Origin of the sequence: Erwinia billingiae Eb661 (assembly GCF_000196615.1) — a bacterium.
GTDB classification, from domain to species: domain Bacteria; phylum Pseudomonadota; class Gammaproteobacteria; order Enterobacterales; family Enterobacteriaceae; genus Erwinia; species Erwinia billingiae.
This window is the reverse complement of record NC_014306.1, coordinates 926,313-953,305: the sequence shown is the minus strand read 5'-3', so window position 1 is coordinate 953,305 and position 26,993 is coordinate 926,313. Positions and strand designations below refer to the sequence as shown.

Sequence of the window (26,993 nt, the reverse complement as noted above, 5' to 3'; positions counted from 1 at the left end):
GCCCGATTTAAAGATTAGAAACGGAAGGTCGCTGTTCCAACGACCTGGCGTTCCGCGCCCCAATAGCAGGCATAGTCGCGATAACAGCTGGCAACGTAATCACGGTCAAACAGGTTATTCACGTTAACCGCCAGGGAAGAGCCCGGCAGACCAAAGCGGCCGAGATCGTATTTCACTAACGCATCAACCGTGGTGTAGCTGGCGACGTTAAAGTTCTGATTCGCCTTGTCACCGCTGCTGTACAACCCTTTACTTTCACCAACATAACGTACGCCGGCACCAACGGTCAGGCCTGAGAGCGAGGTTTCATTGAAGGTATAATCGGTCCACAGTGACGCCATGTTCTTAGGCACCTGCACCGGCGTTTTACCCTGCAGCAGCGTGTCGTGCGTATATTCCGCATCGGTGTAGGTGTAAGCGGCCGTGACGTTAACATTGGCATTAACCGCGGCTTTCGCTTCCAGCTCAACACCACGAGAACGGATCTCGCCACCCTGATTACTGAATAAGACGTTGTCTGGATCGGCCGTCAGGTTCTTGGTTTTGGTCAGCTGATAAACCGCACCGGTGATCACGATTGGGCGATCTTTCGGAACGTACTTCACACCGGCTTCATACTGTTTAGCCCGTGAAGGATCAAACGGTTGGCCGTCGGCAGTGGTTCCAGAGGTCGGAATAAAGGATTCGCTGTAGCTGAAATACGGCGCCACACCGTTGTCGAACACATAGTTCAAACCACCACGCCAGGTAAACGCCTGATCGTGATTTTTGGTTTCAGTATTGCCGTTACGGTTAAGGGCTGAGGTCATGGCGTAGTCGTAGCGGCCACCCAGCGTCATTACCCAACGATCCCACTCCATCTGATCCTGCGCATACAGGCCGGTTTGTTCCTGCTTATTCAGATACTGGTAAGGGAAATTCAGGGCGTAAGCATCATTGCCGTATTGCGGGTTCAGAGCGCTCAGCGGCGCGGCGGAACCAAAGTTGCCGTCAATGTCGTTACGGGTACGCTGGTAATCCACGCCCAGTAACAGGGTATGGTCGACATCGCCGGTGCCAAATTTGGCCTGCGCCTGGTTATCCACAGCAAACTGATTCAAGGTTTCTTCAGAAAGCGCCACACCACGGGTAATGGTGTTGTTGGTTGCGTCAAAGCCGTTGCCATAGATGCTGCGATAGTCGGTACGCAGGTCGGCATAGCGCAGGTTCTGACGCACGGTCCAGGTATCGTTAAAGCTGTGCGAGAAGTTATAGCCAATCATTTTGGTGTTACGGGAGATCTTGTTGCTGGCCTCGCCTTCATCAAAATCAGTTGGCAACTTCTGCGAGCGGCCGTTGGCGTCGGTAATCGGCACCACGGTGCCTTCACGAGGCAACCAGCCGTAGTAGCCCGTTTGCGGCTCGTTCTGGAAATAGGTTAACAGGGTGAAGTTGGTGTTGGCATCCGGCTGCCAGCTAAAGGAAGGCGCGATGGTATAGCGTTTTTCCTTCTGCATATCCTGCTGCGCATCCTGGCTCCAGGCCTGGCCGGTCAGACGATAGGAGTAAACACCCGCGTCATCAATCGCGCCACCGAAGTCAAACCCGGTAGAGAACAGATTATCAGTGCCCATCTTGAACTGGACTTCGCGCAGGGTTTCGGTCGTTGGGCGTTTGCTGACCAGGGCAACCACGCCGCCTGGATTACTTTTGCCATACAGCACGGACGCCGGGCCGCGCAGCAACTCAGCGCGCTCCAGGAAGTAAGGGTCGATGGCAAACTCAGAGTAGTTATCACCCTGCAGTTTCAAACCGTCGAGATACTGGTTGGTATTGGTTTCGCTGAAGCCACGGATCGACAGCGCATCAATCACATTGGAGCTACCGCGGTTACCGGTCAGCACGCCAGGCGTATAGTTGAACGCCCCTTTGACGGTACTCACACCGTGCAATGCCATCTCTTCGCTGGTCACCACGGAGACAGACTGAGGATTCTTTTCGATCGGCGTATCGGTTTTGGTGCCGGTGGCACTGTGCTTAGCCGCGATGGTTGGGGCGGGTCCCCAGGCACTTTCTTGCGGCGCGGTGCTGTTTGCATCGGCGCTAACCGTCAAGGTTTGTTCATTGGCAGCATAAGCAGAAGAGGAAATCGTCATTGCAACAAGGAGAGCCAGACGACGTTTTGAGGTATTCACTGGCAAAGATAAACGATCAAAAGACAAAGTAGCCATTTAGCATTTCTCTGAATGAGATTGATTGAATGTAAACGTAAACGAGAATTATTATTATAACGATTGGATAATATGCGAACTGGCGGCGTTTCTGCAAGAAGAAATGCCCGGTTGACAGGCCGTTTGGCTGAGGAATAACCGCATGTTAAGTGTGGGAAATGACGCGTTGAACACGATGTTGCGTCTAAGAGCCGAGTTATGATCTTTTACCGGTGATCATTCAGGCCCAGCGCGATCTGACAGGCATAAAAAAAGCCGGCTCATCATGAGCCGGCTTCTTCAGGTCAGACGGATTACTTGCCGAACATATCCTTAATCCAACCCGCCACACCGTTACTGTCTTTCTGCTCGCTCTGCTGCTGTTGCTGCAACTGTTGTTGCTGCTGAACCTGCTGCTGTTGCTGCTGACACAGCGCACTGGCATCGGTGGTCCAGACTGGCAGCGTTCGCCAGGTGCTGCTGCCGGTGCCACAAACAAAGTTACCGGCTGAATCCACCGTCATCGGCGCAATGTCTTCCGGCGGCGTTGGCGTCAGCGGCATCGGTGCCTGGTTATCCAGATAGCGGCGATAAATCTGCATCGCACCGCTGGCGCCATAGAGCTTGGTCGGCTGGTTGTTATCACGCCCAACCCAGGTCACCGTCACCTCTTTGCCATCGACACCGGTAAACCAGCTGTCGACCAGATTATTGGTGGTCCCGGTTTTCCCGGCCAGATGAGCCTTCGGATAACGGGCACCCAGCGCACGTGCCGTACCGTGATCCGCAACCTGCTGCATGGCATACAGCGTCAGGTAAGCGGCCTGAGCCGGAACCGCACGTTCAGCCTGCGGGAAGCTCTGATACAGCACGGTACCGTCTTCAGCGATCACCGAACGCAGCGCGGATAGCGAGGCACGGTTACCGCCGCTGGCGATGGTCTGGAAGGCCTGCGCGACTTCAATTGGCGTCAGGTTCAACGCACCCAGCAGCATTGAAGGCACCGGCTGCAGCTGATCTTTGTTCACGCCCAGTTTGGTCCAGGTATCAATGACCTGTGGCAGGCCAAGCGTCATCCCCAGGTTGACCGTCGGAACGTTCATCGAGTTGGTTAATGCATCCACCAGCATCACCTGACCACTAAAGCGATGGTCATCGTTCTCCGGTTTCCACACCTGGCCATTAGGCTGTTTCAGCGCAATCGGGTTATCGGCAATCCAGGTATTCAGGCGGTACTTATCTGGCTGGCTTAACGCCGTCAGATAGGTGGCCGGTTTTGCCAGAGAGCCGATAGAACGGCGCGCCTGCAGCGCACGGTTATAACCGGCAAACTGCGGATCGGCACCGCCAACCATCGCACGTACTTCACCACTGAAGCGGTCAACCACCACCATCGCGGTTTCCAGATCCTTCAGCCCACGCTGTTTACGCAGCGCCGGAATGCCGTCTTCCACCGATTTCTCGGCCGCATCCTGTGAGACCGGATCCAGCGTGGTGAAGATTTTCACCCCGGAGAGATCTTTGACTTTATCGCCCAGCTTGGCCTGCAGTTCGTTACGCACCATCTGCATAAAGGCTGGCTGAGGGGTGATCACGCCGCCTTTAGGCTGCACGCCTAACGGACGGGCGCTGAGCATGTCATACAGCTCCTGGTCGATCACTTTCTGCTGCTGCAACAGACGCAGCACCAGGTTACGGCGCTCGAGGGCCAGTTTCGGGTTACGCCACGGGTTATACAGTGACGCGCCTTTTACCATGCCAACCAGCAACGCCTGCTGATCGAGGCTCAGCTCATCCACCGGACGGCCGAAGTAGTAAAGGCTGGCCAGTGGGAAGCCGCGGATCTGATCGTTGCCGGCCTGGCCGAGGTACACCTCATTCAGATAGAGCTCAAGAATGCGGTCTTTGCTGTAACGCGCATCCATGATCAGCGCCATATAGGCTTCGTTGGCTTTACGCCACAGCGAACGCTCGTTGGTCAGGAACAGGTTTTTCACCAGCTGCTGCGTCAAGGTACTGCCACCCTGCACGGCTTTACCGGCAGTGATGTTGGCAAGGAACGCACGGCCAATCGAGTACAGGCTGATACCGTCATGCTGATAGAAATGACGGTCTTCTGTTGCCACCAGGGTGTCGACCAACAGGTCCGGGAAGCCGGCACGCGGGACGAACAGACGCTGCTCGCCGTTTGGCGACTGCAGCATGGTGATCAGACGCGGATCGAGGCGGAAGAAGCCGAAGTCACGGCCGCTGTCGAGGTTTTTGATCTCGCTTAAGGTGTCGCCGCTAAAGCTTAACTGCGCGCGGATCTGCCCTTCTTTGCTGTCCGGGAAGTCAAACGGACGGCGGATCATCTCAATGCTGTTGGCCTGCACGGTAAACTCGCCAGGACGCGTCATCTTCGTCACTTCACGATACTGCGTGCCTTCCAGCAGGGCGACCATCTCTTTCTTGCTGTAGGACATGCCCGGCTCAAGGTTGACCATACGGCCATACACGGTGGCCGGCAGCTGCCAGACTTTGCCATCAATACGACTGCGAATTTGTGAATCGAGGTAAACCCCGTACACGGCCATCACCACGATAAAGACCAGCAATAGCTTAATCAATAAGCTCAGCCAGCCTCTTTTCTTACCGGGTGGACGCCCTTTTCCTTTACGTGGCACCGGTTCTACCTCCTCGTTTTCATGGTCATCATCCTGAAAATCATCATAATCATCGTGCTCATCATCCCTGCGGCGACCTTTGCCCGCCACCTTGCGCGGGGGTTTGGGCTGTTTTCCCTTGCGCCCAATCGGTTCGCGATCGTCAGACATTCGTTTTTCTTCTCCGGGAACTGCCGTCGGCAAAGCCGACTACTGTGTTCTTACTCAATAAGCTTCGGAACTGGAACCTTCCGAAATGCGTACTCCAGCCGCTTCCTTCAGGAAGGTGCCGAGAATTTTTTGGTGCGCCGCGTCGGCAGCGCGGTTGCCGGGTTATCGGGCCAGGCATGTTTTGGATAGCGTCCTTTCATCTCTTTTTGTACCTCGCGGTACGCACCCTGCCAGAACCCGGCGAGATCGCGGGTAATTTGCAGCGGGCGCTGAGCCGGTGAAAGCAGCTCAAGCACCAGAGGGACTCGCCCACCCGCGACCGCGGGATTTTGCGCTTCGCCAAACATTTCCTGCAGGCGAACGGCCAGCGCCGGGGGCTTCTCTTCATCATATCGGATCGGAAGCCGGCTTCCGGTCGGCACAGTGTAATGAGTTGGCAGGACAGTATCCAGTTGCTGACGCTGTGACCATGTGAGCAATTGTAATAAAGCCCCGACAATATCCAGCTGCTTCAAGCCCCGGCCATCACGCACGCTCCCCATCGCCGGCAACAACCAGTGCTCCAGCGACGCCAGCAGGTCCGCCTCTGTGGCCGCAGGCCAGGCTTCTTCCGCTAACCACTGGCGGGCGCAAACCAGCCTGATCCGCAGCTGTTCCGCCTGCGGGGTCCAGTTCAGTACAGATAACCCTTTGCTGCGGATCCAGCGCAGCATCGCCAGATGCAGTTCGGCCTCGTCGGGTTTAGCCAGCGGTTGCGAGCTAATGACCAGCTCGCCGATCTGCTGCCGTTGCCAGGTCCGCAGCGTACCGCGCTCTTCATCCCATTCCACTTCCGTGCGGCGATCCAGCAACTGTGGGCATTCGCTGGTCAGGCTGTCAATGTCGAACGGCATGGCCTGAAGCATTCTCGCGTCAGGTTGTGAGCTGCCTTGTAAAAGTGCCGGTGCAATCAGCCATTCGTAGCGGGTCAGCGCCGCGTCATTATCCAGCATGGCGCCCATCCCGTTCGCCAGCTGATAACGTCCTTCTGAACCGCGCCGACGGGCAATGCGGTCGGGAAACGCACCGGCAAGCAGTGGCACGATAAGGTCGCTGTCCGCAGTGCCGCCGGTCACCTGCAACCGCCGCTGCAACTGGGTGGCGCGCTTCAGCCAGTTGGACTGTCGGCGGTGAAAACTGTCGCGAAGGTCGGCGCTTCCCCGCGCAGGCTCTTCCAGAATAGCCACCAGCAGGGCCGCGGTGGCGGCTCGGTCCGCATCGCGGCCGGCATCCACTAACAGCGCAGAATTACGGGGATCGCTGCCCAGATTGGCCATGCTTCTGCCTTTCGCGGTCAGCATACCCGTTTTATCCGTCGCGCCTAACTGCTGTAATAATTTTCGGGCCTGAATCAGATTATTCTCCGGCGGGGTATCCAGCCACTGCAACTGGCTGACGTCATGACAGCCCCACTGCAGCAGGTCCAGCCACAGCGAGGCCAGATCGCTGTGCAGGATCTCCGCTTCGGCATGCGTCGCTGCCCGCTCGGCCTGCTCTTTCGCCGTCAGATGCAGGCAAATTCCGGGCTCCAGTCGTCCGGCGCGTCCGGCACGCTGGGTCATCGACGCCTGGCTGACGCGTTGCGTCTGCAAACGCGTTAATCCGCTGCGAGGATCAAACTGGCCGGTGCGTTCTAACGCACTGTCCACCACCAGGCGGATGCCTTCAATGGTCAGGCTGGTCTCGGCGATATTGGTGGCCAGTACCACTTTGCGCCGCCCTGCTGGCGCCGGCAGGATGGCTTTTCGCTGCTCGCTCAGCGGCAGCGCGCCATATAAGGGACAGAGATCGACATCGTTGCCGATCAGTGAGGCAAGCTGGGTCTGGATGCGCTGGATCTCGCCAACGCCCGGCAGGAAAAGTAACAGCGATCCGGACTCTTCCCGCAGCAGCTGGCTGACCTGCTTTGCCACCGCGTCATCAAAACGCAGGTGGGTGGCCAGCGAGGTATAGCGCCGGTCGACGGGAAAAGAACGGCCTTCAGAGGCGATCATCGGCGCGTCAGGCAGCAACTGCTGCAGCCGCTGATTATCCAGCGTGGCGGACATCAGCAGGATTTTGAGGTCATCACGCAGGCCTTGCTGCACGTCCAGCAGCAGCGCCAGGGCAAGATCTGCCTGCAGACTGCGCTCATGGAATTCATCGAGGATCACCAGCGAAACACCGTCCAGCATCGGGTCCTGCTGCAACATGCGCGTGAGGATCCCTTCGGTCACCACTTCTATCCGCGTAGTGGGCCCGACACGGCTTTCAGAGCGCATGCGGTAGCCAACGGTGTCGCCGGGCTGCTGCCCGAGCAATTCGGCCAGTCGTTGTGCAACATTCCGCGCCGCCAGCCGACGGGGTTCCAGCAGCAAAATACGTCCGCTAAAATCCGCCTGCTGCAGGATTTGCAGCGGCAGCCAGGTGGATTTGCCTGCGCCGGTAGGTGCCGCCAGCAGCACTTGCGAAGAGGTCCGCAGCGCCGAAAGCAGTTCGGGTAATACTGCACTCACCGGTAATGAACTCACGTTTTTGCTCCATAACGTCATGGTCATAAATAGCCGGGCATTGTAGCATCCCTGTTTCTGGAAAACCGGAGAGCCCCATGAGTGAGCAAAAAAGGCTGTTTTTCGGCATCGCATTGCCGGATGAAATCAGTCAGAGCGTCATTCAGTGGCGTGCTGACACCTTCCCCGCCGGGGCCGGTCGTCCGGTCGCCGCGGCGAATTTACATCTGACGCTGGCGTTCCTCGGTGAAATCAGTGATGAAAAGGCCGGTGCGTTAACGCAGCTGGCGGGCCGCATCCAACAGCGTCCGTTTACGCTGACGCTGGATGATGCCGGGCACTGGCCGCGCTCCGGCGTGGTCTGGCTGGGGCCAAAACAGTCGCCGCGTGGATTGCTGCAACTGGCGGAACTGTTGCGATCGCAGGCAGCCAGAAGTGGGTGTTATCAAAGCCCGATGCCCTTTCATCCGCATGTCACATTACTGCGCAACGCTACGCAGCCCGTCTCGTTGCCGCCACGCAATTTTAGCTGGCCGTTTCGCGTCGAGCGCTTCGCGCTGTTTCAGTCCGTTTACGCCGGTGGCCGAACCCGCTATCAGCAGCTCGCAGAATGGGCATTAACACAGGAAGTGATATGAGATTTAGCCCTGCGCTACAGTCGGCAACGCTGATAAAGCGTTACAAACGTTTTCTGGCCGATGTTGTCACACCCGACGGCGAAACGCTGACAATACACTGTGCCAACACCGGTGCGATGACCGGTTGCGCCACACCAGGCGACACCGTGTGGTACTCCACGTCCGACAGTTTGACGCGGAAATACCCGCACAGCTGGGAACTGACCGAGACACAGCAAGGCGACTGGATATGTGTGAACACGCTGAGAGCCAACAGCTTAGTAAAAGAAGCGTTCGCGCTCGGCGCGATTCCAGAATTTTCCAGTTACACCGACATCCGCGCTGAGGTGAAATACGGCGCAGAAAAGAGCCGCATCGACTTTCTGTTACAGGCGGAGGATCGGGTAAACTGCTATATTGAAGTCAAATCCGTGACGCTACTCCAGCAAGGTAAAGGGTATTTTCCGGATGCGGTTACCGAACGCGGCCAAAAGCACCTTCGCGAACTGGCGAAGATTTCTGAAAATGGTCAGCGTGCGGTTCTGTTTTTTGCCGTTTTGCACTCGGGGATTGAGGACGTTTCCCCGGCGCGTCATATTGATGCGCGCTACGCAGAACTACTGGCACAGGCTCAGCAGAGCGGGGTTGAAGTGCTTTGTTATAAAGCGCAGTTATCATCCGATGGCATGTCATTGAAAAAGCCACTGGCTGTGGAGTTGTAAAGTAAGGCGCAATTTGCTGTTATAGGAAAGCTCTTAGCTGGCGCCCAAATACGCTTTTCCTCACAGGCTTGTCAAGGCATGTTGAGGAATAATTGCCAACCTTGATCGCTTCTGCTATTTATAGCGACCTGTTTTTATCCCCATTGGGGATCGATAGTGCGTGTTATCCAGGAGAAACAACATGCAAGAAGGGCAAACCCGTAAAACCTCGTCCCTGAGTATTCTCGCCATCGCTGGGGTGGAGCCATACCAAGAGAAGCCGGGCGAAGAGTACATGAACAAAGCCCAGCTGGTGCATTTCAAGAAGATCCTTGAAGCCTGGCGCAACCAGCTCCGGGATGAAGTTGATCGCACGGTAACTCATATGCAAGATGAAGCCGCCAACTTCCCCGATCCGGTTGACCGCGCTGCACAGGAAGAGGAATTTAGCCTTGAACTGCGTAACCGCGACCGTGAGCGCAAGCTGATCAAGAAGATTGAGAAGACGTTGAAGAAAGTCGAAGACGACGATTTTGGCTACTGCGATTCCTGTGGCGTTGAAATCGGTATCCGTCGCCTTGAAGCACGTCCTACTGCCGATCTTTGCATCGACTGTAAAACGCTGGCGGAAATCCGCGAAAAACAAATGGCCGGTTAATGGCTAATGGATTGTGCAGTGAGGCTGGTACGTTACCCGCTTCACTGCCTGTCTCTACTACCATGCTCACTTCCTGCATCGGGCGTTTTGCCCCCTCTCCCTCTGGTGAATTGCATTTTGGCTCCCTGATTGCTGCGGTTGGCAGCTACCTGCAGGCCCGCGCTCAGCACGGCCAGTGGCGGGTGCGCATTGAAGATATCGATCCGCCCCGTGAAGTCCCCGGCGCGGCAAACAGGATCCTGCAACAGCTGGAACAGCACGGTCTTGTGTGGGATGGCGACGTGCTCTGGCAGTCAGCGCGTCATCAGGCCTACCGCGACGCGCTGGCCTGGCTGGAAGAACATCAGCGCAGTTACTACTGCACCTGTACGCGAAGCCGCATTCAACAACTTGGCGGCCTGTACGATCGGCACTGCCGCGATTTGCATCTGGGTGCGGAAAACGCCGCGATCCGTTTGCGAGTAGACCATCCTGTTAGTCAGTTTCAGGACGCGCTGCGCGGTGAAATAGTGGCGAATGCCGGCATGGCAGGCGAGGATTTTATTATTCATCGCCGTGACGGCCTGTTTGCATATAACCTGGCGGTGGTGGTCGACGATCATTTCCAGGGCATTACCCATGTGGTCCGCGGAGCCGATTTGATTGACCCGACGGTCAGACAGATTGCCCTGTATCAGCAGTTTGGCTGGCAGGTGCCTGACTATCTGCACCTGCCACTGGCCATCGGTGCGGATGGCAATAAGTTGTCGAAACAGAATTACGCCACGCCGCTGCCCACGGGTGATGCGCGCCCGGCGGTTGTTCAGGCATTACGTTTTCTGGGCCAGCCGGTCAGTGAAGGCTGGCAGGATCTGCCGCTGTCAGCGACGTTGCAGCAGGCAATTGTTCACTGGAATGTGGCTAAGATCCCCTCAGAAAATGCTGTTTATAATCGTGCGCAGACCTGACAAAAACCCGGTTACTATCGGGAAGATGTCCGGGATGTCAGATGAGCATTCTCAAATGCGCTTCTCTGAGCTATGATTAGCCGCTGTTTTTTATCGCCCAGATTTTAATGTCACTATCGAGGTGTCCCATTTTTACCCGAGTTGCTAATTTTTGCCGAAAAGTTTTGAGTCGCGAAGACGAAGCGCCAGCTGCTGAGGTCGGTGTAGTGCATCAGATGACCGTGATCCCTCGCGATCGTCATACTATTTCGCGCAAAGACATCAGTGAAAATGCCCTCAAGGTCTTGTATCGCCTGAATAAAGCAGGGTACGAAGCCTATCTGGTCGGTGGCGGCGTCCGCGACTTATTGCTGGGTAAAAAACCGAAAGATTTCGATGTCACCACCAACGCCACGCCGGATCAGATGCGTAAACTGTTCCGCAACTGCCGTCTGGTTGGCCGTCGTTTCCGCCTGGCCCACGTGATGTTTGGCCCGGAAATTATCGAAGTGGCGACCTTCCGTGGTCATCACGAAGCCGAGCAGGTCGCTGAAGATCGCAACACCTCTCAGCGCGGCCAGAATGGCATGCTGCTGCGCGACAACATTTTCGGCACTATCGAAGACGATGCTCAGCGCCGTGACTTAACCATCAACAGCCTTTATTACAGCGTCTCGGACTTCTCAGTCCGTGACTATGTTGGTGGCCTGAACGACCTGCAGCAGGGCATTGTCCGTCTGATTGGCGATCCTGAAACCCGCTACCGTGAAGATCCGGTGCGGATGCTGCGCGTGGTGCGTTTCGCCGCCAAGCTGGATATGTCTGTTGCCGCTGAAACCGCCGAGCCGATCCCCCGTCTGGCGACGCTGCTGCATGACATTCCGCCGGCCCGTCTGTTTGAAGAAACCCTCAAGCTGCTGCAGGCGGGTTACGGCTACAGCACCTATCTGCAACTGCGTGAATACCAGCTGTTCCAGCCACTGTTCCCGACCATTACCCGTTACTTTACGGAAAAGGGCGACAGCAATATGGAGCGGATGATTGTGCAGGTGCTGAAAAACACCGATCACCGTATTCACAATCAGATGCGCGTTAACCCGGCATTCCTGTTCTCCGCCATGTTCTGGTATCCGCAATTAGAAGCGGCCCAGAAGATTGCTCAGGAAAGCGGCCTGGCCTACTACGATGCCTTCGCGCTGGCGATGAATGACGTGCTGGATGAAGCCTGCCGTTCGCTGGCAATTCCAAAGCGCATCACCACGCTGGTTCGTGATATCTGGCAGCTGCAGCTGCGTCTGTCCCGTCGTCACGGCAAACGTGCCTGGAAGCTGATGGAGCATCCTAAGTTCCGTGCCGCCTATGACCTGCTGGCGCTGCGTGCTGAAGTGGAAAACAATCAGGAACTGCTGAAGCTGACCGCCTGGTGGAACGATTTCCAGGTTTCCGCGCCGCCGCAGCAGAAAACCATGCTGAATACCCTGGGTGACGATCCGGTGCCACGTCGCCGCACCCGTCGTCCGCGCAAGCGCGTGCATGGCCCGCGTCGTGACGGTAACAACAGCAACGCATGATGCGCGTCTACTTAGCGCTGGGCAGTAATCTTGCCGATCCAATGCATCAGGTGCAGGCTGCACTTGATGCATTGGCTGCTATCCCTCACACCACGCTGGTTGCCACCTCCGCTTTCTACCGCACGCCACCTTATGGTCCACCCGACCAGCCTGACTACCTTAATGCCGCCGTTTTGCTGAACACTTCACTGTCGCCGGAAGCCTTGCTCGATCACACCCAGCGTATTGAGCTGGAACAGGGACGCGTGCGCAAAGATGAACGCTGGGGACCGCGCACGCTGGACCTCGACATCATGCTGTTTGGCGACCTGACGCTGAATACCCCCCGTCTGACCGTGCCGCATTACGATATTGCCAATCGCGCCTTTATGCTGGTTCCCCTGCTTGAGATCGCCCCCAATCTGACCTTCCCGGATGGAACCGCCGCCGAACGCATGCTGGCTAAACTGGATGCGAGCGCCATTCAGCGCTGGTAGTGCAAACCCCCTTCCCTTCCATTAAGATACGCCCACCAGAACACGCTTACAGAGGTTGCGATGAAACCGACCACGGTCTCTACCCTTCGCCAGTGGAAAAAGAGCGGACGCAAGTTTGCCTCCATTACTGCCTATGATTTCAGCTTTGCCCGACTGTTCGCCGATGAAGGCCTGCAGGTCATGTTGGTGGGCGATTCGCTGGGCATGGTGGTTCAGGGACATGATTCAACGCTGCCGGTAACCCTTGCCGACATCGTTTACCACACTCAGGCCGTGCGCCGCGGTGCGCCTGCTGCATTGCTGCTCTCCGACCTGCCGTTTATGACCTATGCCACGCCTGAGCAAACCTTTGACAGCGCCGCACAGCTGATGCGCGCCGGGGCCAACATGGTCAAGCTGGAAGGTGGAAAATGGCTGGCAGAGACGGTCAGGCAGTTAACCGAACGTGCCGTGCCGGTTTGCGGACATCTCGGCCTTACGCCACAGTCAGTGAATATCTTTGGTGGCTATAAGGTTCAGGGTCGCGAAAGCGAGGCGGCCGATGCCCTGCTGGCCGATGCGCTGGCGCTGGAAGCGGCCGGTGCGCAGCTGCTGGTGCTGGAGTGTGTGCCGGTGGCGCTGGCGCAGCGCATCACCGACGCGCTGAGCATCCCGGTGATCGGCATTGGTGCCGGCAACGTCACCGATGGTCAAATCCTGGTGATGCATGACGCATTTGGCATTACTGGCGGCCACATTCCCAAGTTTGCTAAAAACTTCCTCGCGGAAACCGGCGATATCCGCGCCGCCATCAGGCAGTATGTTGCGGACGTCGAAGCGGGAACTTACCCTGCCGAAGAACATAGTTTTCACTAACACAGGAGACGATCTGTGCTGATTATTGAAACCTTGCCGATGCTGCGCCGTGAAATCCGGCGCTGGCGGCAGGACGGTAAGCGCATCGCGCTGGTGCCGACCATGGGCAACCTGCATGACGGTCATATGACGCTGGTCGATGAAGCGCGCGAGCAGGCAGACATTGTGGTTGTCTCGATCTTTGTTAACCCGATGCAGTTTGAACGTCCGGACGATTTGGCCCGCTATCCGCGCACCTTGCAGGAAGACTGCGAGAAGCTGAACCGCCGCAAAGTCGATTTGGTCTTCTCCCCGGCACCGGGCGAAGTCTATCCAAAGGGACTGAGCGATCAGACCTTTGTCGATGTACCAGGCCTTTCAACGCTGCTGGAAGGCGCCAGCCGTCCCGGCCATTTCCGTGGCGTGTCGACCATTGTCAGTAAGCTTTTCAACCTGGTGCAGCCCGATATGGCGCTGTTCGGCGAGAAGGATTACCAGCAGCTGGCGTTAATCCGCAAGATGGTGGCGGATATGGGCTACGACATCGATATCATCGGTGTGCCGACGGTCAGAGCCAAAGATGGTCTGGCGCTCAGTTCACGGAACGGCTATCTGACCGCGGATGAGCGTAAAATCGCCCCGGTGGTCAGCAAAGTGATGAACAGCATGGCCGAGCGGCTGTCCAACGGTGAGCGGCATATCGAAGAGATCATTGCCGCCGCGGAAGAGGCGCTGGCAGAAAAAGGCTTACGGGCTGATGGACTGGCGATTTGCGATGCCGATACGCTGCTGCCGCTGAATGTCGACAGCCAGCGCGCGGTGATCCTGATGGCCGCCTGGTTAGGTAAAGCGCGTCTGATTGACAATCAACAGGTCGATCTGACGCAGTAACAGTCACTGGCGCTCAGGGGTTCCTGGCGTTCGTTTTTGTGATTTCCGAGAAAGGTAACAAGGTTATGAACCGTACTATGCTGCAGGGCAAGCTTCACCGGGTGACCGTCACTCAGGCGGATCTGAATTATGAAGGCTCCTGTGCCATCGATCAGGATTTCCTCGACGCTTCCGGCATTCTGCAATACGAAGCGATCGACATTTACAACGTGACTAACGGCCAGCGTTTCTCGACCTATGCCATTGCGGCTGAGCGCGGCTCAAAGATTATCTCTGTTAACGGTGCCGCAGCGCGTTGTGCCTGTGAAGGGGATATTTTGATTATCTGCTCTTATGTGGATATGCCGGATGCAGAGGCACGCGAATGGCAGCCGAAAGTGGCCTATTTTGAAGGCGCAAACGTCATGAAGCGTCTGGCGAAAGCGGTTCCGGTTCAGGTTGCCTGATCCCCTACCCCGTCCGAACGTGCAAAGGGCCGACCGCGGTCGGCCCTTTTTTATTGCCTGCTAATCTGAATAGCTTGGTCTTAATGCACCAGCGTGGCGGTGACCTTGGGCTTTTTCTTCAGGGTGAACAAGAAGTTCAGCATCCCGTGCTTGCGTATCCAGCAGATAGCCAGCGGCAGCAGCAGTGCGGAGAGGAAAGCCGCGATAAATTTCAGATCGCTGATCAGGATATTGCTGCTGTTGATTTTCACCGCTTTGGCAAACACCTGCACGGCCAGATAGTGCGACAGGTAAAAGACAATCGAGTTAACGCCAACAAAATGCACCAGCTTCACGTTGGTGTGCAGCGCCAGGAAGATAAAGATCGGGATCGAGCACAGGGCCAGTGGCGCCAGCAGCTGCCAGGAAATGCCTTCCTCAATCAACAGATTCATCGAAGAGAGCGCGATAAAACATAACAGTGAAGGTAATAAAATGGATTTTTTGCTGATGACGGCGGGAATATCGACCTGCTTTCGTACCAGCATATCCCCGAGGAAAAAGAACGGGAACAGGTAAAACATTCGGTTAACGTGGCTGTTATCAAAGCCAGCAAATACGCTGTCTGCGGGAATTTCTGGCAGGATATAACTGATAAACAGCGACAGCGGAATGACAATATAAAATGGAACGCGCCGCACTAAGGGAATGATCATGAAGAAAATGAATAACGAATGCAGAAACCAGGTAATATCGCCGCCGCCGGTCAAATGCGAAAGCAGGATATTCATGGGCGACTGTGGTTTATTGGAGACCGAGTTAAACAGGAGTTTCAGCCCGCCATAAATCGCCACCCAGACGATAAACGGGTAAAGAATGCTTTTGACCTTATTTTTCGCAAAGCTATCAAAGCCTTTCTTCAATCCACTGTCCACAAACAGCCCTGAGACAAAAAACATCAGGCCCAGTCTGACGGGCTCCAGCAGATGGTTAACGGTGTTCGTTACGATGGTAAGGTGCCCGGCATCGCCATTTACGGCGATAGTGCTATGTAGAAAAATAACGGCAAGCACACTCATCCCACGCAGGTTATCAACCCATGTTAGTCTGTTCATATTTATCCCGTGCCAATAGTTATTATTGTAATAGCAATAACAAGCCTGCCTGATGGCGAATCATATTTTGGCCATAAGAAACGTCAGGCGTTGATTGTGAATCGCCAGTATACATAAACTGACATTTGAGAAAACAGCCTGAAACAGATCTAAGGGTAAAATGAGAATATGCTTAAAGCACCGTAACGGTATTTATAAAGTTATTGCCTGTATTTATTACTGGAGGAAGGAGGTTGCTTTATTAGCGCAATAATCATTAATGGTTCTTCAGAATGATTTGAATAAATAATGGACTTAGATTAATTAAAATTATGTGATAACGCGGAGGTGAATCCGATCGACAGGCCGCGGGAGAAAGAGAAGATTATCAATAAAGACAATGGGTAGTCACAAGGGGGAAGAATTCAGGATCTCTCCCCGACGGGAAGAGATCCTGAAATACATCAGGTGCGCAGGCCTCTGCCACGTTGGATCAGTACCCAAACCAGCAAATAGAACACCGCAATAAAGGCAAGCAGCACCGCTAAAGTGAACACCACCGGCACGTCAGAAATGCCCAGGAAACCAAAACGGAAGCCGCTGATCATGTAAACAATCGGGTTCAATTTGGAAATCATCTGCCAAATCGGTGGTAGTAAAGTTAGCGAATAAAATACGCCGCCCAGGTAGGTCAGCGGGGTCAGCACGAAGGTAGGGATCAGGCTGATATCGTCAAACGTCCGGGCAAACACCGCATTCAGCAGACCTGCCAGCGAGAAGAGGATCGCAGTCAGCAGCAGCGTCACCGCCACCATCAGCCACGAGTGAACCTGGAACGGCACGAAGAACAGCGAAATAGCCGTGACCAGCACGCCCACGCAGATACCGCGTGCAACGCCGCCGCCAACATAGCCGGCGATGATGACGTGAGTCGGCACCGGTGCCACCAGCAGCTCTTCAATATTGCGCTGGAATTTGGCACTAAAGAACGACGACGCCACGTTGGCATAGGCGTTGGTGATCACCGCCATCATGATCAGGCCCGGCACAATAAACTGCATATAGCTGAAGCCGTGCATCTCACCGATACGGGAACCGATTAAGTTACCGAAGATGATGAAATACAGCGTCATGGTGATCACTGGCGGCACCAGCGTCTGGATCCAGATACGGGCAAAGCGGTTAACTTCTTTGCCCCAGATGCTCTTCAGAGCGACCCAATAAAGGTGTGTCATGATTTCTCTCCTTTGCGACCGTTGACCAGGTCGACAAACAGCTCCTCAAGACGGTTAGCCTTGTTGCGCATACTTAATACCTGCACGCCCTGATGGCTGAGCTGGCTGAACACGCTGTTCAAGCCCTGCTCGCGAAGCACTTCCACTTCCAGCGTCGAGGTGTCCGTCAGGCGATACTGGAAACCTTCCAGTTGTGGCAACGGACTTTTCGCCGCCAAATCGAGGATGAAGGTTTCGGATTTCAGCTTCGACAACAGCCCTTTCATCGAGGTGTTTTCCACCAGCTCACCGCGCTGAATGATGCCGATATTGCGGCACAGCATTTCAGCTTCTTCCAGATAGTGGGTGGTGAGGATGATGGTGGTGCCTTTGGCATTCAAATCCTGCAGGAAGGTCCACATCGAACGACGCAGCTCAATGTCGACACCGGCGGTAGGTTCATCGAGGATCAGCAGTTTTGGCTCGTGCATCAGGGCACGGGCAATCATCAGACGACGCTTCATGCCGCCGGAGAGCATGCGCGCACGCTCGTTGCGCTTCTCCCACAGATCGAGCTGCTTCAGGTATTTTTCAGCACGCTTCAGCGCCTCCGGCTTTTCCACGCCGTACAGACCAGCCTGGCTGACCACGATTTGCATCACGGTCTCAAACTGGTTGAAGTTGAACTCCTGTGGCACCAGGCCCAGCTGGCGTTTGGCATTGACCACATCCTGCTGCAGGTCATAACCAAAGACGCGCACCTTACCGGCCGTTTTGTTAACCAGCGAGCTGATAATGCCAATCGTGGTGGACTTGCCGGCTCCGTTCGGACCCAGCAGCGCATAGAAGTCACCGGCTTCTACATTGAGATCAATTCCCTTGAGGGCCTGAACGCCGCCTGCATAGGTTTTGGTCAGTTTTTCAAGTTCCAGTGCATAAGTCATAGGTAAAAGAGTGCCCTGTTTTGTGTGGTTTTCTTGTTTGCCGTTTTAAATCACGCCGCGTTGGCCTATATTATTGCAACGCATTTCGAGTATTGGTCGACACTAACATGAAAGATATTGATACCCTTATCAGCAACAACCGCGAGTGGTCCAAGCTGCTCAAAGAGGAAGACCCAGGCTTCTTCGAGCGTCTCTCACTGGCGCAGAAGCCGCGTTTTCTGTGGATTGGCTGCTCTGACAGCCGCGTTCCCGCCGAGCGCCTGACCGGCCTGGAGCCGGGCGAACTGTTTGTTCACCGCAACGTGGCCAACCTGGTCATTCACACGGACCTGAACTGTCTGTCCGTGGTGCAGTACGCCGTTGAAGTGTTAGAAGTGGAACACATCATCATCTGCGGTCACTATGGCTGCGGCGGTGTCCAGGCGGCGGTTGAGAATCCAGAACTGGGTCTGATCAACAACTGGCTGCTGCATATCCGTGATTTGTGGTACAAGCATAGCGCGATACTGGGTGAACTGCCGCCGGAAAAACGCTTTGACAAACTGTGTGAAATCAACGTGATTGAGCAGGTGTATAACCTGGGTCATTCCACCGTGATGCAGTCTGCGTGGAAACGCGGTCAGAATGTGACTATCCACGGTTGGGTTTACGGTATTCAGGACGGCTATCTGCGCGATCTGGAAGTGGCTGCCACAAACCGTGAAATCCTTGAGCAACGTTACCGCCATGGTATCGCCAACTTGCTGAACGACGTACAAAGCCCGGATTAACGGGTTCGCATCTTATATCAGGCCGGAAAAACCGGCCTTAGTCGTTTGTGCTGTAACCCTGCCTGCGTAATTACTCTTCCAGCATCACCACTTTGCCGACGTACGGCAGATGACGATAACGCTGGGCATAATCAATGCCGTATCCCACCACGAACTCGTCAGGAATGGTGAAGCCGACGTATTCAACCGGCACCTCCACTTCACGGCGATCGGGCTTATCCAGCAGCGTACAAATGGCCAGAGATTTTGGCTGACGCAGGCTGAGGATCTCACGCACTTTGCTCAGCGTATTGCCGGAATCGATGATGTCTTCAACGATCAGCACGTCCTTGCCACGAATATCTTCATCCAGATCTTTCAGGATGCGCACATCGCGGGTGCTTGACATGCCGCTGCCGTAGCTGGATGCCGTCATAAAATCGACTTCGTGGGACACCTCAATTTTACGGCACAGATCGGCCATGAACATAAAGGAGCCGCGCAACAGGCCCACCAGCACCATGTCGCTGCCACTGTCTTTATATTGTTCGGTAATCTGCTGACCGAGCTCGGCAATGCGTTTCGCGATCTCGTCTTCGGGGATCATCACTTCTACGGTATGTTTCATAACTTTTGTCGTTCTTGATGGCTTAAGGGAAGCAGCGAAGTCTATCACAGTTCCGCCGTCGTTTTCCCCTTGTTGCGCAAACCGCGCAGCGGAATTAGCAGCAGACGTATAGACTTCTATCTGTCGGGAAAGCCATATTTAATCATGCAAAAGGTTTTAACCATAGAACGATAATTCATTTATCAGCGCGATTGGGCCCATGATAACGTATGCTCACTTTAACCCCCTCAGCATGCCTCAGCGGCAGGAGTTTGAATGGCCTCTCCCCATTCTAAGAAGACCCATATTGGCAGTCGTGAGCTTCAGCCCGAAACCCAAATGCTTAATTATGGCTACGATCCGGCGCTGTCTGAAGGCGCGGTCAAACCGCCGGTGTTTCTTACCTCAACCTTCGTCTTTAATACCGCAGAAGAAGGCCGGGATTTCTTTGATTACGTCTCGGGACGCAAAGAACCACCGGCGGGCGGCGCCAATGGTCTGGTCTATTCACGTTTTAATCACCCTAACAGTGAGATTGTTGAAGACCGGCTGGCAATATATGAACGCACCGAGAGCGCTGCACTCTTTTCCTCCGGCATGTCCGCCATCTCCACCACGCTGCTGGCATTGGTCGAACCTGGCGATGCGATCCTCCATTCTCAGCCGCTGTACGGCGGCACCGAGACGCTGTTAAGCAAAACCTTCAGCAAGCTGAAAGTGGCGGCGGTAGGGTTTTCTGATGGGTTAGATGAGGCGATCGTACAGGCCGCCGCTGAAGACGCGATGAAGCTGGGCCGCGTGTCGGTGATCCTGATTGAATCACCGGCCAACCCGACCAACAGTCTGGTGGATATCGCCCTGATTAAACGGGTGGCCGACGCCATTGAGCAGCAGCAGCAGCATCGCCCAATCATTGCCTGCGATAACACCCTGCTCGGCCCGGTTTTCCAGCGCCCTATTGAGCACGGCGCGGATCTGTCGCTCTATTCGCTGACCAAGTATGTTGGCGGCCATTCAGATTTGATTGCCGGTGCGGTGATGGGCAGCAAAGCGCTGGTCAGGCAGATTAAAGCGCTACGAAGCGCGATTGGCACCCAGCTTGATCCGCATTCCAGCTGGATGATTGGCCGTTCGCTGGAAACGCTGGCGTTACGAATGGAGCGGGCCAATGACAATGCCGTCGCCGTTGCGGGCTTCCTGCGCGGGCACGAGAAAATCGCCAAGCTGCATTCACTGTCGTTCCTTGAGCCGGATTCACCGGCGGGCAAGACATTCAGCAAGCAATGCAGCGGCGCAGGCTCGACCTTCTCCTTTGATGTGGTTGGCGGACAGCCCGCCGCGTTTAAGCTGCTGAATACGCTGCAGCTGTTTAAACTGGCGGTCAGCCTGGGCGGTACAGAATCACTGGCCAGCCATCCGGCCAGCACCACCCACTCCGGCGTCCCTGCTGATGTCCGGGCAAGAATTGGCATCAGCGAGGCAACCGTGCGGGTCTCAATCGGCATCGAAAACAAAGATGACCTGATTGAGGATCTCAAGATCGCGCTGTCAGCCCTTTAACCTGCGGCCTTGCTGCGCAATTTTTTGGCGGTGAATTGAAACGTCGAGACGGTCAGCCAATACGCTGCCTGAATCAGACGTTTCTTCATCAGCAGCTTTTTCGCGTAGTGATAGGATTCAAAGGCTTTTTTCGGCAACTCCAGCGGGACGTCTTTCCACGGTGAGCGGTTATACATATCAATGTATTTTTTATTATAACCCGACTCATCGATGGAAACGCTCCAGGGTTTAGTCTGCCCGGCATAATGAATAAACACCGGCGCTTTATTGGTGCTTTTATTTTTAGGAATAAAGTTAAATTCTGGCTCTATAAAATACACTTCATTATCCAGGATGATATTCAGGCAATCCTGATCCGGGAAAGTGTATTTTTTATCTTTGATTTTAACGAAGAATTCCGCCGTCACATCATGATCAACCCAGGCCTGCGTGTTAATTAACATCACGCCAGAATTGAAGTATTTTTTCTCTTTGCTTAACCCCAGATAGGTCAAATAGTCGCTGTTCATTCCCTTATCCTGCACGGCAGCGATGGTGTAGTCCGCCATGTCGATGGCTAATAACGGAGCAATGTTGCCATCACAGACGATATCGCAGTCGAGGTACAGCAGTTGGCTCACCTGCTCATGCAGGATGTTGGAGGCCACTATGCGGTAGTAGATTGATCTGGGATAGAAATCATACACCTGCAGTCCATCGAATACCGCATTATTCAGCAGATACACCACCACGCTGACATTGGGATAACGGGTAAAGAACGACGCCGGGAAAAGGTCGTTATACTCATCGGTGAACAGGTGGAAGGTAATATTCAGTGCCGGATTTTTATCAATGATTGAAAAAATACAAACGCCACAATACGTCAGATAGCGTTTATCCGTGGTAAACAGAATATGAATATCGGCATTAAGATTGCCATCTGCCGTATAAGTTACTTTTTCTTTCACCAGCTCATGCGCATTCATCAGAGTGTCAGCTTTGTGTAAGGGGAAGTTATTTCAACTTATTGCCGCAATGAATATCAGTCAAGAAAGCATTAACGTTCCAACACTGCTACGGGCAGGCATATTTTCGCTTAATATCACCAAGACCAGCCAATAACAGAGTTCATCCGGGCTGGGATTTTAATTTCAGAAAACAGCTAAGGCAGGAAAAAACAGATCTTACAGCAGGTTAAAATAAGAACTAATACCATGTAATATTCAGGTCGACTCGGTTAAATCTCATTAAATAAATGCTGGTCTTATTTTTCAATCGCAAATAACTTAAGCCAAATTCAGATTATTCACAGAAGGTGTGCGGGCAAGTCAGGCAGGAAATTCACCCGTGGAAGGCGTCACTGTTCCACGGGTGAGGGATTTTACGGGCGTTACTCGCTCACCGTAAAGCCGAGCATCATGCCGGTATCTTCATGTTCCAGCAGATGACAGTGCGCCATATAGGCCTGATCTTTCGCCGCCAGGTTGTCAAAACGCACCAACACCTCGCTGCGCCAGCCCTCAACCCTGACAATATCCTTCCAGCCGCTGCGATGCGCTGCCGGGGGTTTGCCATTTTCTGACAGGATACGGAACTGGGTGCCATGAATATGGAACGGGTGCAGCATCTCGTCGCCTTCACCCGAAATCGTCCACTTCTCAACAACCCCACGCTTCACGTCAAAGGACGGCGTATTCATATCAAAGGCTTTGCCATTGATTCGGTTGCCGCTGTGGAAATCCCGGGCCGTCTTATCGCCGCCGTGATCCATACCGGAAATCGCGCCATCATCCATGCCCGCCATCTTGCTATGGTCGGTGCCGGCCACAGGCGCCTGTTCCATCCCGGCCATTTTGCTGTGATCCATGCCAGCCATGCCCGCATCATCCCTGTCGTTATCATGCGCATCGCCGCTCATGCCGGCCATGGCCGCGTGGCCGTATTTCTCCATCAGGGCGAGCATGCCACGGCGATCGAGTTCCGGATCCATGGTCAGTTTAAGCTGTCGTTCAGCAATCCCTTCAGTGGAAGGTAAAGCCGGCATCTCGACCAGGCTGTCCGGCAGCGTGCCGCTGGCCATAATTTGTAGCGGCACAATGTGCAGTATCGGCAACGGCTGGTTAAACGGTGCCAGCGACATGCCCATCTGCCGCACGGGAAGCGTTTGCAGATCGAACTCTTTGCCATCGCGGGTATCAACCATGATTTCAAAGCGTTCACCCGGCATCATCGGCAGCTCTGTCAGCTCAACCGGCTCGGCCAGCAATCCGCCATCGCTGGCGATAACGTACAACGAACGACGATCGCAGGCGGTCAGGTTCAGCGTGCGCGCATTACAGCCGTTCAGCACGCGCAGACGTAACCAGCCGCGCGGCACGGCGTGCTGAGGGTAAATGGCGCCATTGGTCAGCATAGTATCGCCAAACCAGCCCACCGCCGCGCTCATGATATCCAGCTGATAATCGATTTTACTGCCGTCGCTGCTTAATCGTTTGTCTTGCAGGATCAGCGGAATATCATCCACGCCCCAGATTTTTGGCAGCAGCAGCTTCTCGCCAGCGATGTCTTTCACAATCACCAGCCCAGCCAGCCCCTGAGCGACCTGATAACCGGTTCTGCCATGCAGATGAGGGTGGAACCAGCAGGTGGCAGAGCGCTGGTCAGGCGTGAAGCTGACGGTCCGGGTTTGTCCCGGTGCGATCTGCGCCTGCGGGCCGCCATCCACGGAACCGGGGATGTCCAGACCGTGCCAGTGAACGGTGGTCGCTTCCGGCAACTGGTTACGCACGTTGATGGTCACCGGCTTGCCGCGTTCCAGCTGGATCGCCGGACCGAGCAGATCGCCGTTATAACCCCAGGTTGGCACGGTTTTACCCTGCCAGACCTTAGAACCGGTCTTCGCCGTAATATTCATCACGCCGCGCGGATCGGGCGTTAACAGCGCCGGGATCGGCAATTCAGGACGGCGTTCAGCCGCCATGGCGCTGCGGCTCCATAATGGCAAGGCACTGGCCGCGCCCATTGCCGCGGTTAGCTTAATAAAATCACGACGTTGCATTGATTCAGTTCGCCCTGGCAGAAAATTCTTGTTGGGAAGCATAAACCCTTCCCTACCGGGAAGGTCAAGCTTTGCCACCCCAGGGCCAGTAAAATAGCCGGATCCGGAGTTTTCTGCCGCAAAATTGTCTGAAGCCTGCGAATAACTGTGCTAACGTCAGACTATTGCAATCGATTGAGATCAATTATGAAGAAAAGCATCAAGGCTCTGTTGTTACTGAGTCTCTTTGGCTTCTCGTCGACCAGTTTCGCACTGAGCGAATCTGAAGCGGAAGATTTAGCCGATTTAACGGCTGTGTTTGTCTATTTGAAAAATGACTGCGGATATCAGGATCTGCCGGACGGGCAAATTCGACGGGCGCTGGTGTTCTTTGCCCAGCAGAACCGCTGGGATTTAGCCAATTACAGCAGCTTTAATATGAAAGCGCTGGGCGAAGACAGTTATCGTGATTTGAGCGGTATCGCCGTTCCGAACGACATGAAGTGCAAATCCCTGGCACGTGACTCCCTGAGCCTGCTCGCGTACGTGAAATAATCCCCTCCCTTTTTCCAATTCTTGCTGATAATTTGACCGTGCAACCACGGTCAGAGTTAGCTATTATGTCGCGCCCATTTTTCGTGGCTGTTATGAGGAGAATCCCAGCATGGCCGAAAAAGAAATGTGGTATGAAACGCTTCATACCGGGTTTGGACAGTACTTTTCTGTCGATAAGATCCTGTACCGTGAACAGACCGGTCATCAGGATTTAGTCATCTTTGAGAATGCCGCGTTAGGTCGCGTTATGGCGCTGGACGGTGTGGTACAAACGACCGAGCGCGATGAGTTCATTTATCACGAGATGATGACCCACGTTCCCCTTCTCGCGCATGGCGCAGCAAAACGCGTATTGATTATTGGCGGTGGCGATGGCGCCATGCTGCGTGAAGTCAGCCGTCATAAAAATATCGAACAGATCACCATGGTGGAGATCGATGCGGGCGTGGTGACGTTCTGCCAGCAGTATCTGCCAAATCACAGCGCCGGTGCGTACGACGATCCGCGTTTTAAGCTGGTGATTGACGATGGCGTGAACTTTGTCGCTCAGTGCAGCGAAAAGTTTGATGTGATCATTTCTGACTGCACCGATCCGATCGGTCCGGGAGAAAGCCTGTTCACCTCGGAATTTTACGAAGGTTGCCAGCGTTGCCTTAATGAAAATGGCATCTTCGTGGCGCAGAATGGCGTTTGCTTCCTGCAGCAGGAGGAAGCGGTTAACAGTCACCGCAAACTGAGCCACTACTTTAGCGACGTCAGCTTCTATCAGGCGGCGATCCCAACCTATTACGGTGGCATTATGACGTTCGCCTGGGCCAGCAACAATCCCGCGCTGCGCCAGCTTGACAGCGCCACGCTTCAGGCCCGTTTTACCGCGGCAAACCTGACCTGTCGCTACTATAATCCGGCGATCCACACGGGCAGCTTTGCCCTGCCACAATATTTGTTGAATGCGCTGGCCGACCAGCCGGGCGTTTAAGGGGGTGAACGAAATTGCAAAAGCTTAAACTACACGGCTTCAATAACCTGACAAAGAGCCTGAGTTTTTGTATCTACGATATCTGTTACGCCAACACAGATGCTGAGCGTGACGGATACATTGCGTACATTGATGAGCAGTACAACGCCAACCGCCTGACGGAGATCCTCAGCGAGACCTGTTCGATTATTGGCGCAAACGTGCTGAATATCGCGCGCCAGGACTACGAGCCTCAAGGGGCCAGCGTGACCATTTTGGTCAGCGAAGAGCCGATCGACCCGAAAGATATTGATACCTCGGAACATCCGGGCCCGTTACCTAACTCGGTGGTGGCGCATCTGGATAAGAGCCATATCTGCGTGCACACCTACCCGGAGAGCCACCCGGAAGGCGGACTCTGCACCTTCCGCGCGGATATTGAAGTCTCCACCTGTGGGGTGATTTCGCCGCTGAAGGCGTTGAACTACTTAATTCACCAGCTGGAATCCGACATTGTCACCATCGACTATCGCGTGCGCGGCTTTACCCGCGATGTGAATGGCCTGAAGCACTACATCGATCACCAGATCAATTCGATTCAGAACTTTATGTCTGAAGACATGAAATCGATGTACGACATGCTGGATGTGAACGTCTATCAGGAGAACATCTTCCATACCAAGATGCTGCTGAAAGAGTTTGATTTGAAACACTATCTGTTTAACACCCGACCGGAAGACCTGAGCCCGCAAGAGCACAAGCGTATTACCGATCTGCTGTGGAAAGAGATGCGTGAAATTTACTACGGGCGCAATATTCCGGCCGTGGGATCAAAATCGCTGTAAGGGTTATGGCGTTAAGAAGCGGGTGGCCTCAGGGCCGCCCGTTTTTTTTGGCGTCAGGCGCTGGTCAGGGTCAGGGTGAACGCCTGATCGCGCAGCGCGCTCTGCCCTTCTTCACTGAGATGGGAATCGGTGATGATGTCGGTGAGGTTTTGCAACGGTGATACGCAGAACAATGACCATGACCCGTACTTACTGCTGTCTGCCAGCAGCACACGACGGCGCGCATTGCCCAGCAGATCCTCTTTTAGTCCGGCTTTCTCTTCCGTTGGCGTGGTAATGCCTTTTTCCATACTCCATGAATTACAGCTGACGAACGCCACGTCCGGATAGATGTTTTTCAATAATCTGCGGCCGTGGTCGCCAACGCAAGACTGGCTGGAGTCGTCGATCCGCCCGCCGATAATGGTCACTTCAATCTGCTTAAATTCTGAGAGAAACAGCGCGATATGCAAATCTGAGGTGATCACCCGCAGTTGCAGGTGCGTCAGGTGACGCGCCAGCTCCAACATGGTGGTACCGGCGTCCAGTACCACTGAATCACCGGACTTCACCAGGCTGGCCGCCGCCTGCGCAATGGCCTGCTTTTCGACCAGATTACGCTGCATTTTTTCCAGCGTGGTCGGCTGAGCGGGGATGAAGCGGTTCAGGGTGACACCGCCGTGCGTGCGGCTAATCACGCCTTCCTGGTCGAGCTTGATTAAATCCCGTCGGATCGTGGCTGGCGACGTGGAAATAGCCGCCACCAGTTGATCGACAGTCACCAGATTATGGCTTTTCAGATAGTCCATAATCTGATCGAGGCGGCTTTGTCCCTTCATA

24 protein-coding genes are annotated in these 26,993 nt (G+C 54.6%); 14 read left to right on the top strand and 10 right to left on the bottom strand.

Features of this window, described 5'->3' with window-relative positions; all coding sequences use genetic code 11:
* Positions 1–14 precede the first annotated feature (14 nt).
* The 3 genes from fhuA to hrpB all read right to left on the bottom strand — a co-directional run bounded on the left by fhuA (position 15) and on the right by hrpB (position 7,575).
* On the bottom strand, positions 15–2,210 hold the full coding sequence (gene fhuA / locus EBC_RS05605) for a ferrichrome porin FhuA (protein WP_013200828.1): 2,196 nt from the start codon (positions 2,208–2,210) through the stop codon (positions 15–17).
* Between the two features lie 293 nt (positions 2,211–2,503).
* The gene (gene mrcB, locus EBC_RS05600; protein ID WP_013200827.1) at positions 2,504–5,005 is read right to left on the bottom strand and encodes a bifunctional glycosyl transferase/transpeptidase; all 2,502 of its coding nucleotides are present in this window, start codon (positions 5,003–5,005) and stop codon (positions 2,504–2,506) included.
* Between the two features lie 107 nt (positions 5,006–5,112).
* Positions 5,113–7,575 (bottom strand): ATP-dependent helicase HrpB, encoded by a 2,463-nt coding sequence (gene hrpB / locus EBC_RS05595; RefSeq protein WP_013200826.1) that lies wholly within the window; start codon positions 7,573–7,575, stop codon positions 5,113–5,115.
* A gap of 56 nt (positions 7,576–7,631) precedes the next feature.
* On the opposite strand from hrpB, the gene thpR reads away from it, so the two are divergent.
* The 9 genes from thpR to panD all read left to right on the top strand — a co-directional run bounded on the left by thpR (position 7,632) and on the right by panD (position 14,653).
* Positions 7,632–8,171, top strand: a complete 540-nt coding sequence (gene thpR / locus EBC_RS05590; protein ID WP_013200825.1) for an RNA 2',3'-cyclic phosphodiesterase — start codon at positions 7,632–7,634, stop codon at positions 8,169–8,171.
* A complete protein-coding gene (gene sfsA, locus EBC_RS05585; RefSeq protein ID WP_013200824.1) occupies positions 8,168–8,872 on the top strand; it encodes a DNA/RNA nuclease SfsA in 705 nt (234 codons plus the stop codon). Before thpR ends, sfsA begins: the two co-directional genes overlap by 4 nt.
* Before the next feature lie 181 nt (positions 8,873–9,053).
* Positions 9,054–9,509, top strand: coding sequence for an RNA polymerase-binding protein DksA (dksA, locus tag EBC_RS05580; protein WP_013200823.1), 456 nt, complete (start codon positions 9,054–9,056; stop codon positions 9,507–9,509).
* 62 nt (positions 9,510–9,571) lie between these two features.
* A complete protein-coding gene (gene gluQRS / locus EBC_RS05575) occupies positions 9,572–10,456 on the top strand; it encodes a tRNA glutamyl-Q(34) synthetase GluQRS (protein ID WP_013200822.1) in 885 nt (294 codons plus the stop codon).
* 128 nt (positions 10,457–10,584) lie between these two features.
* Positions 10,585–12,006, top strand: coding sequence for a polynucleotide adenylyltransferase PcnB (gene pcnB / locus EBC_RS05570; RefSeq protein ID WP_231853701.1), 1,422 nt, complete (start codon positions 10,585–10,587; stop codon positions 12,004–12,006).
* Positions 12,003–12,482: a 2-amino-4-hydroxy-6-hydroxymethyldihydropteridine diphosphokinase gene (gene folK, locus EBC_RS05565; protein WP_041691910.1), complete on the top strand. Its 480-nt coding sequence runs from the start codon at positions 12,003–12,005 to the stop codon at positions 12,480–12,482. The genes pcnB and folK overlap by 4 nt, the downstream gene beginning before the upstream one ends.
* Positions 12,483–12,542: 60 nt before the next feature.
* Entirely contained in the window at positions 12,543–13,337 is a 795-nt protein-coding gene (panB, locus tag EBC_RS05560) for a 3-methyl-2-oxobutanoate hydroxymethyltransferase (protein WP_013200819.1), read from the top strand.
* A gap of 15 nt (positions 13,338–13,352) precedes the next feature.
* Positions 13,353–14,207, top strand: coding sequence for a pantoate--beta-alanine ligase (gene panC, locus EBC_RS05555; RefSeq protein ID WP_013200818.1), 855 nt, complete (start codon positions 13,353–13,355; stop codon positions 14,205–14,207).
* 65 nt (positions 14,208–14,272) lie between these two features.
* The gene (panD, locus tag EBC_RS05550) at positions 14,273–14,653 is read left to right on the top strand and encodes an aspartate 1-decarboxylase (protein WP_013200817.1); all 381 of its coding nucleotides are present in this window, start codon (positions 14,273–14,275) and stop codon (positions 14,651–14,653) included.
* A gap of 80 nt (positions 14,654–14,733) precedes the next feature.
* Here panD and EBC_RS05545 read toward each other — a convergent pair whose 3' ends face one another.
* The 3 genes from EBC_RS05545 to EBC_RS05535 form a co-directional block, all read right to left on the bottom strand.
* Positions 14,734–15,747 (bottom strand): acyltransferase family protein, encoded by a 1,014-nt coding sequence (locus EBC_RS05545; protein ID WP_013200816.1) that lies wholly within the window; start codon positions 15,745–15,747, stop codon positions 14,734–14,736.
* 443 nt (positions 15,748–16,190) lie between these two features.
* Positions 16,191–16,961, bottom strand: coding sequence for an ABC transporter permease (locus tag EBC_RS05540; protein WP_013200815.1), 771 nt, complete (start codon positions 16,959–16,961; stop codon positions 16,191–16,193).
* A complete protein-coding gene (locus tag EBC_RS05535; RefSeq protein WP_013200814.1) occupies positions 16,958–17,884 on the bottom strand; it encodes an ABC transporter ATP-binding protein in 927 nt (308 codons plus the stop codon). Before EBC_RS05535 ends, EBC_RS05540 begins: the two co-directional genes overlap by 4 nt.
* A 107-nt stretch (positions 17,885–17,991) precedes the next feature.
* Here EBC_RS05535 and can point away from each other — a divergent pair, with 107 nt between their 5' ends.
* Positions 17,992–18,654 (top strand): carbonate dehydratase, encoded by a 663-nt coding sequence (can, locus tag EBC_RS05530; RefSeq protein ID WP_013200813.1) that lies wholly within the window; start codon positions 17,992–17,994, stop codon positions 18,652–18,654.
* A gap of 70 nt (positions 18,655–18,724) precedes the next feature.
* Here can and hpt read toward each other — a convergent pair whose 3' ends face one another.
* Positions 18,725–19,261: a hypoxanthine phosphoribosyltransferase gene (hpt, locus tag EBC_RS05525; RefSeq protein ID WP_013200812.1), complete on the bottom strand. Its 537-nt coding sequence runs from the start codon at positions 19,259–19,261 to the stop codon at positions 18,725–18,727.
* 255 nt (positions 19,262–19,516) lie between these two features.
* Here hpt and EBC_RS05520 point away from each other — a divergent pair, with 255 nt between their 5' ends.
* Positions 19,517–20,800: a cystathionine gamma-synthase family protein gene (locus tag EBC_RS05520; RefSeq protein WP_013200811.1), complete on the top strand. Its 1,284-nt coding sequence runs from the start codon at positions 19,517–19,519 to the stop codon at positions 20,798–20,800.
* Here EBC_RS05520 and EBC_RS05515 read toward each other — a convergent pair.
* Together EBC_RS05515 and cueO are read right to left on the bottom strand one after the other, a co-directional pair.
* Positions 20,797–21,747, bottom strand: a complete 951-nt coding sequence (locus EBC_RS05515; protein WP_162096472.1) for a glycosyltransferase family 8 protein — start codon at positions 21,745–21,747, stop codon at positions 20,797–20,799. The genes EBC_RS05520 and EBC_RS05515 overlap by 4 nt on opposite strands.
* Positions 21,748–22,169: 422 nt before the next feature.
* The gene (gene cueO / locus EBC_RS05510) at positions 22,170–23,837 is read right to left on the bottom strand and encodes a multicopper oxidase CueO (RefSeq protein WP_013200809.1); all 1,668 of its coding nucleotides are present in this window, start codon (positions 23,835–23,837) and stop codon (positions 22,170–22,172) included.
* A 186-nt stretch (positions 23,838–24,023) separates the two neighbouring features.
* Here cueO and EBC_RS05505 point away from each other — a divergent pair, with 186 nt between their 5' ends.
* The 3 genes from EBC_RS05505 (at position 24,024) to speD (ending at position 26,174) form a co-directional block, all read left to right on the top strand.
* The gene (locus EBC_RS05505) at positions 24,024–24,371 is read left to right on the top strand and encodes a YacC family pilotin-like protein (protein WP_013200808.1); all 348 of its coding nucleotides are present in this window, start codon (positions 24,024–24,026) and stop codon (positions 24,369–24,371) included.
* A 109-nt stretch (positions 24,372–24,480) separates the two neighbouring features.
* Complete coding sequence (gene speE, locus EBC_RS05500) at positions 24,481–25,350, top strand: polyamine aminopropyltransferase (protein WP_013200807.1); 870 nt, start codon at positions 24,481–24,483, stop codon at positions 25,348–25,350.
* Positions 25,351–25,364: 14 nt separating this feature from the next.
* The gene (gene speD / locus EBC_RS05495) at positions 25,365–26,174 is read left to right on the top strand and encodes an adenosylmethionine decarboxylase (RefSeq protein WP_013200806.1); all 810 of its coding nucleotides are present in this window, start codon (positions 25,365–25,367) and stop codon (positions 26,172–26,174) included.
* A 53-nt stretch (positions 26,175–26,227) separates the two neighbouring features.
* Here speD and EBC_RS05490 read toward each other — a convergent pair whose 3' ends face one another.
* Entirely contained in the window at positions 26,228–26,992 is a 765-nt protein-coding gene (locus tag EBC_RS05490; protein ID WP_013200805.1) for a DeoR/GlpR family DNA-binding transcription regulator, read from the bottom strand.
* Position 26,993: the final 1 nt, after the last annotated feature.

Bases quoted from the DNA above. Each gene is read 5' to 3' on its own strand.
- gluQRS (WP_013200822.1), top strand. From the start codon at position 9,572: ATGCTCACTTCCTGCATCGGGCGTTTTGCCCCCTCTCCCTCTGGTGAA.
- EBC_RS05520 (WP_013200811.1), top strand. From the start codon at position 19,517: ATGGCCTCTCCCCATTCTAAGAAGACCCATATTGGCAGTCGTGAGCTT.
- EBC_RS05505 (WP_013200808.1), top strand. From the start codon at position 24,024: ATGAAGAAAAGCATCAAGGCTCTGTTGTTACTGAGTCTCTTTGGCTTC.
- panB (WP_013200819.1), top strand. From the start codon at position 12,543: ATGAAACCGACCACGGTCTCTACCCTTCGCCAGTGGAAAAAGAGCGGA.
- EBC_RS05535 (WP_013200814.1), bottom strand. From the start codon at position 17,884: ATGACTTATGCACTGGAACTTGAAAAACTGACCAAAACCTATGCAGGC.
- EBC_RS05490 (WP_013200805.1), bottom strand. From the start codon at position 26,992: ATGAAGGGACAAAGCCGCCTCGATCAGATTATGGACTATCTGAAAAGC.
- can (WP_013200813.1), top strand. From the start codon at position 17,992: ATGAAAGATATTGATACCCTTATCAGCAACAACCGCGAGTGGTCCAAG.
- EBC_RS05545 (WP_013200816.1), bottom strand. From the start codon at position 15,747: ATGAACAGACTAACATGGGTTGATAACCTGCGTGGGATGAGTGTGCTT.
- cueO (WP_013200809.1), bottom strand. From the start codon at position 23,837: ATGCAACGTCGTGATTTTATTAAGCTAACCGCGGCAATGGGCGCGGCC.
- panD (WP_013200817.1), top strand. From the start codon at position 14,273: ATGAACCGTACTATGCTGCAGGGCAAGCTTCACCGGGTGACCGTCACT.
- mrcB (WP_013200827.1), bottom strand. From the start codon at position 5,005: ATGTCTGACGATCGCGAACCGATTGGGCGCAAGGGAAAACAGCCCAAA.
- hpt (WP_013200812.1), bottom strand. From the start codon at position 19,261: ATGAAACATACCGTAGAAGTGATGATCCCCGAAGACGAGATCGCGAAA.
- EBC_RS05540 (WP_013200815.1), bottom strand. From the start codon at position 16,961: ATGACACACCTTTATTGGGTCGCTCTGAAGAGCATCTGGGGCAAAGAA.
- sfsA (WP_013200824.1), top strand. From the start codon at position 8,168: ATGAGATTTAGCCCTGCGCTACAGTCGGCAACGCTGATAAAGCGTTAC.
- folK (WP_041691910.1), top strand. From the start codon at position 12,003: ATGATGCGCGTCTACTTAGCGCTGGGCAGTAATCTTGCCGATCCAATG.
- dksA (WP_013200823.1), top strand. From the start codon at position 9,054: ATGCAAGAAGGGCAAACCCGTAAAACCTCGTCCCTGAGTATTCTCGCC.
- fhuA (WP_013200828.1), bottom strand. From the start codon at position 2,210: ATGGCTACTTTGTCTTTTGATCGTTTATCTTTGCCAGTGAATACCTCA.
- thpR (WP_013200825.1), top strand. From the start codon at position 7,632: ATGAGTGAGCAAAAAAGGCTGTTTTTCGGCATCGCATTGCCGGATGAA.
- hrpB (WP_013200826.1), bottom strand. From the start codon at position 7,575: ATGACGTTATGGAGCAAAAACGTGAGTTCATTACCGGTGAGTGCAGTA.
- speE (WP_013200807.1), top strand. From the start codon at position 24,481: ATGGCCGAAAAAGAAATGTGGTATGAAACGCTTCATACCGGGTTTGGA.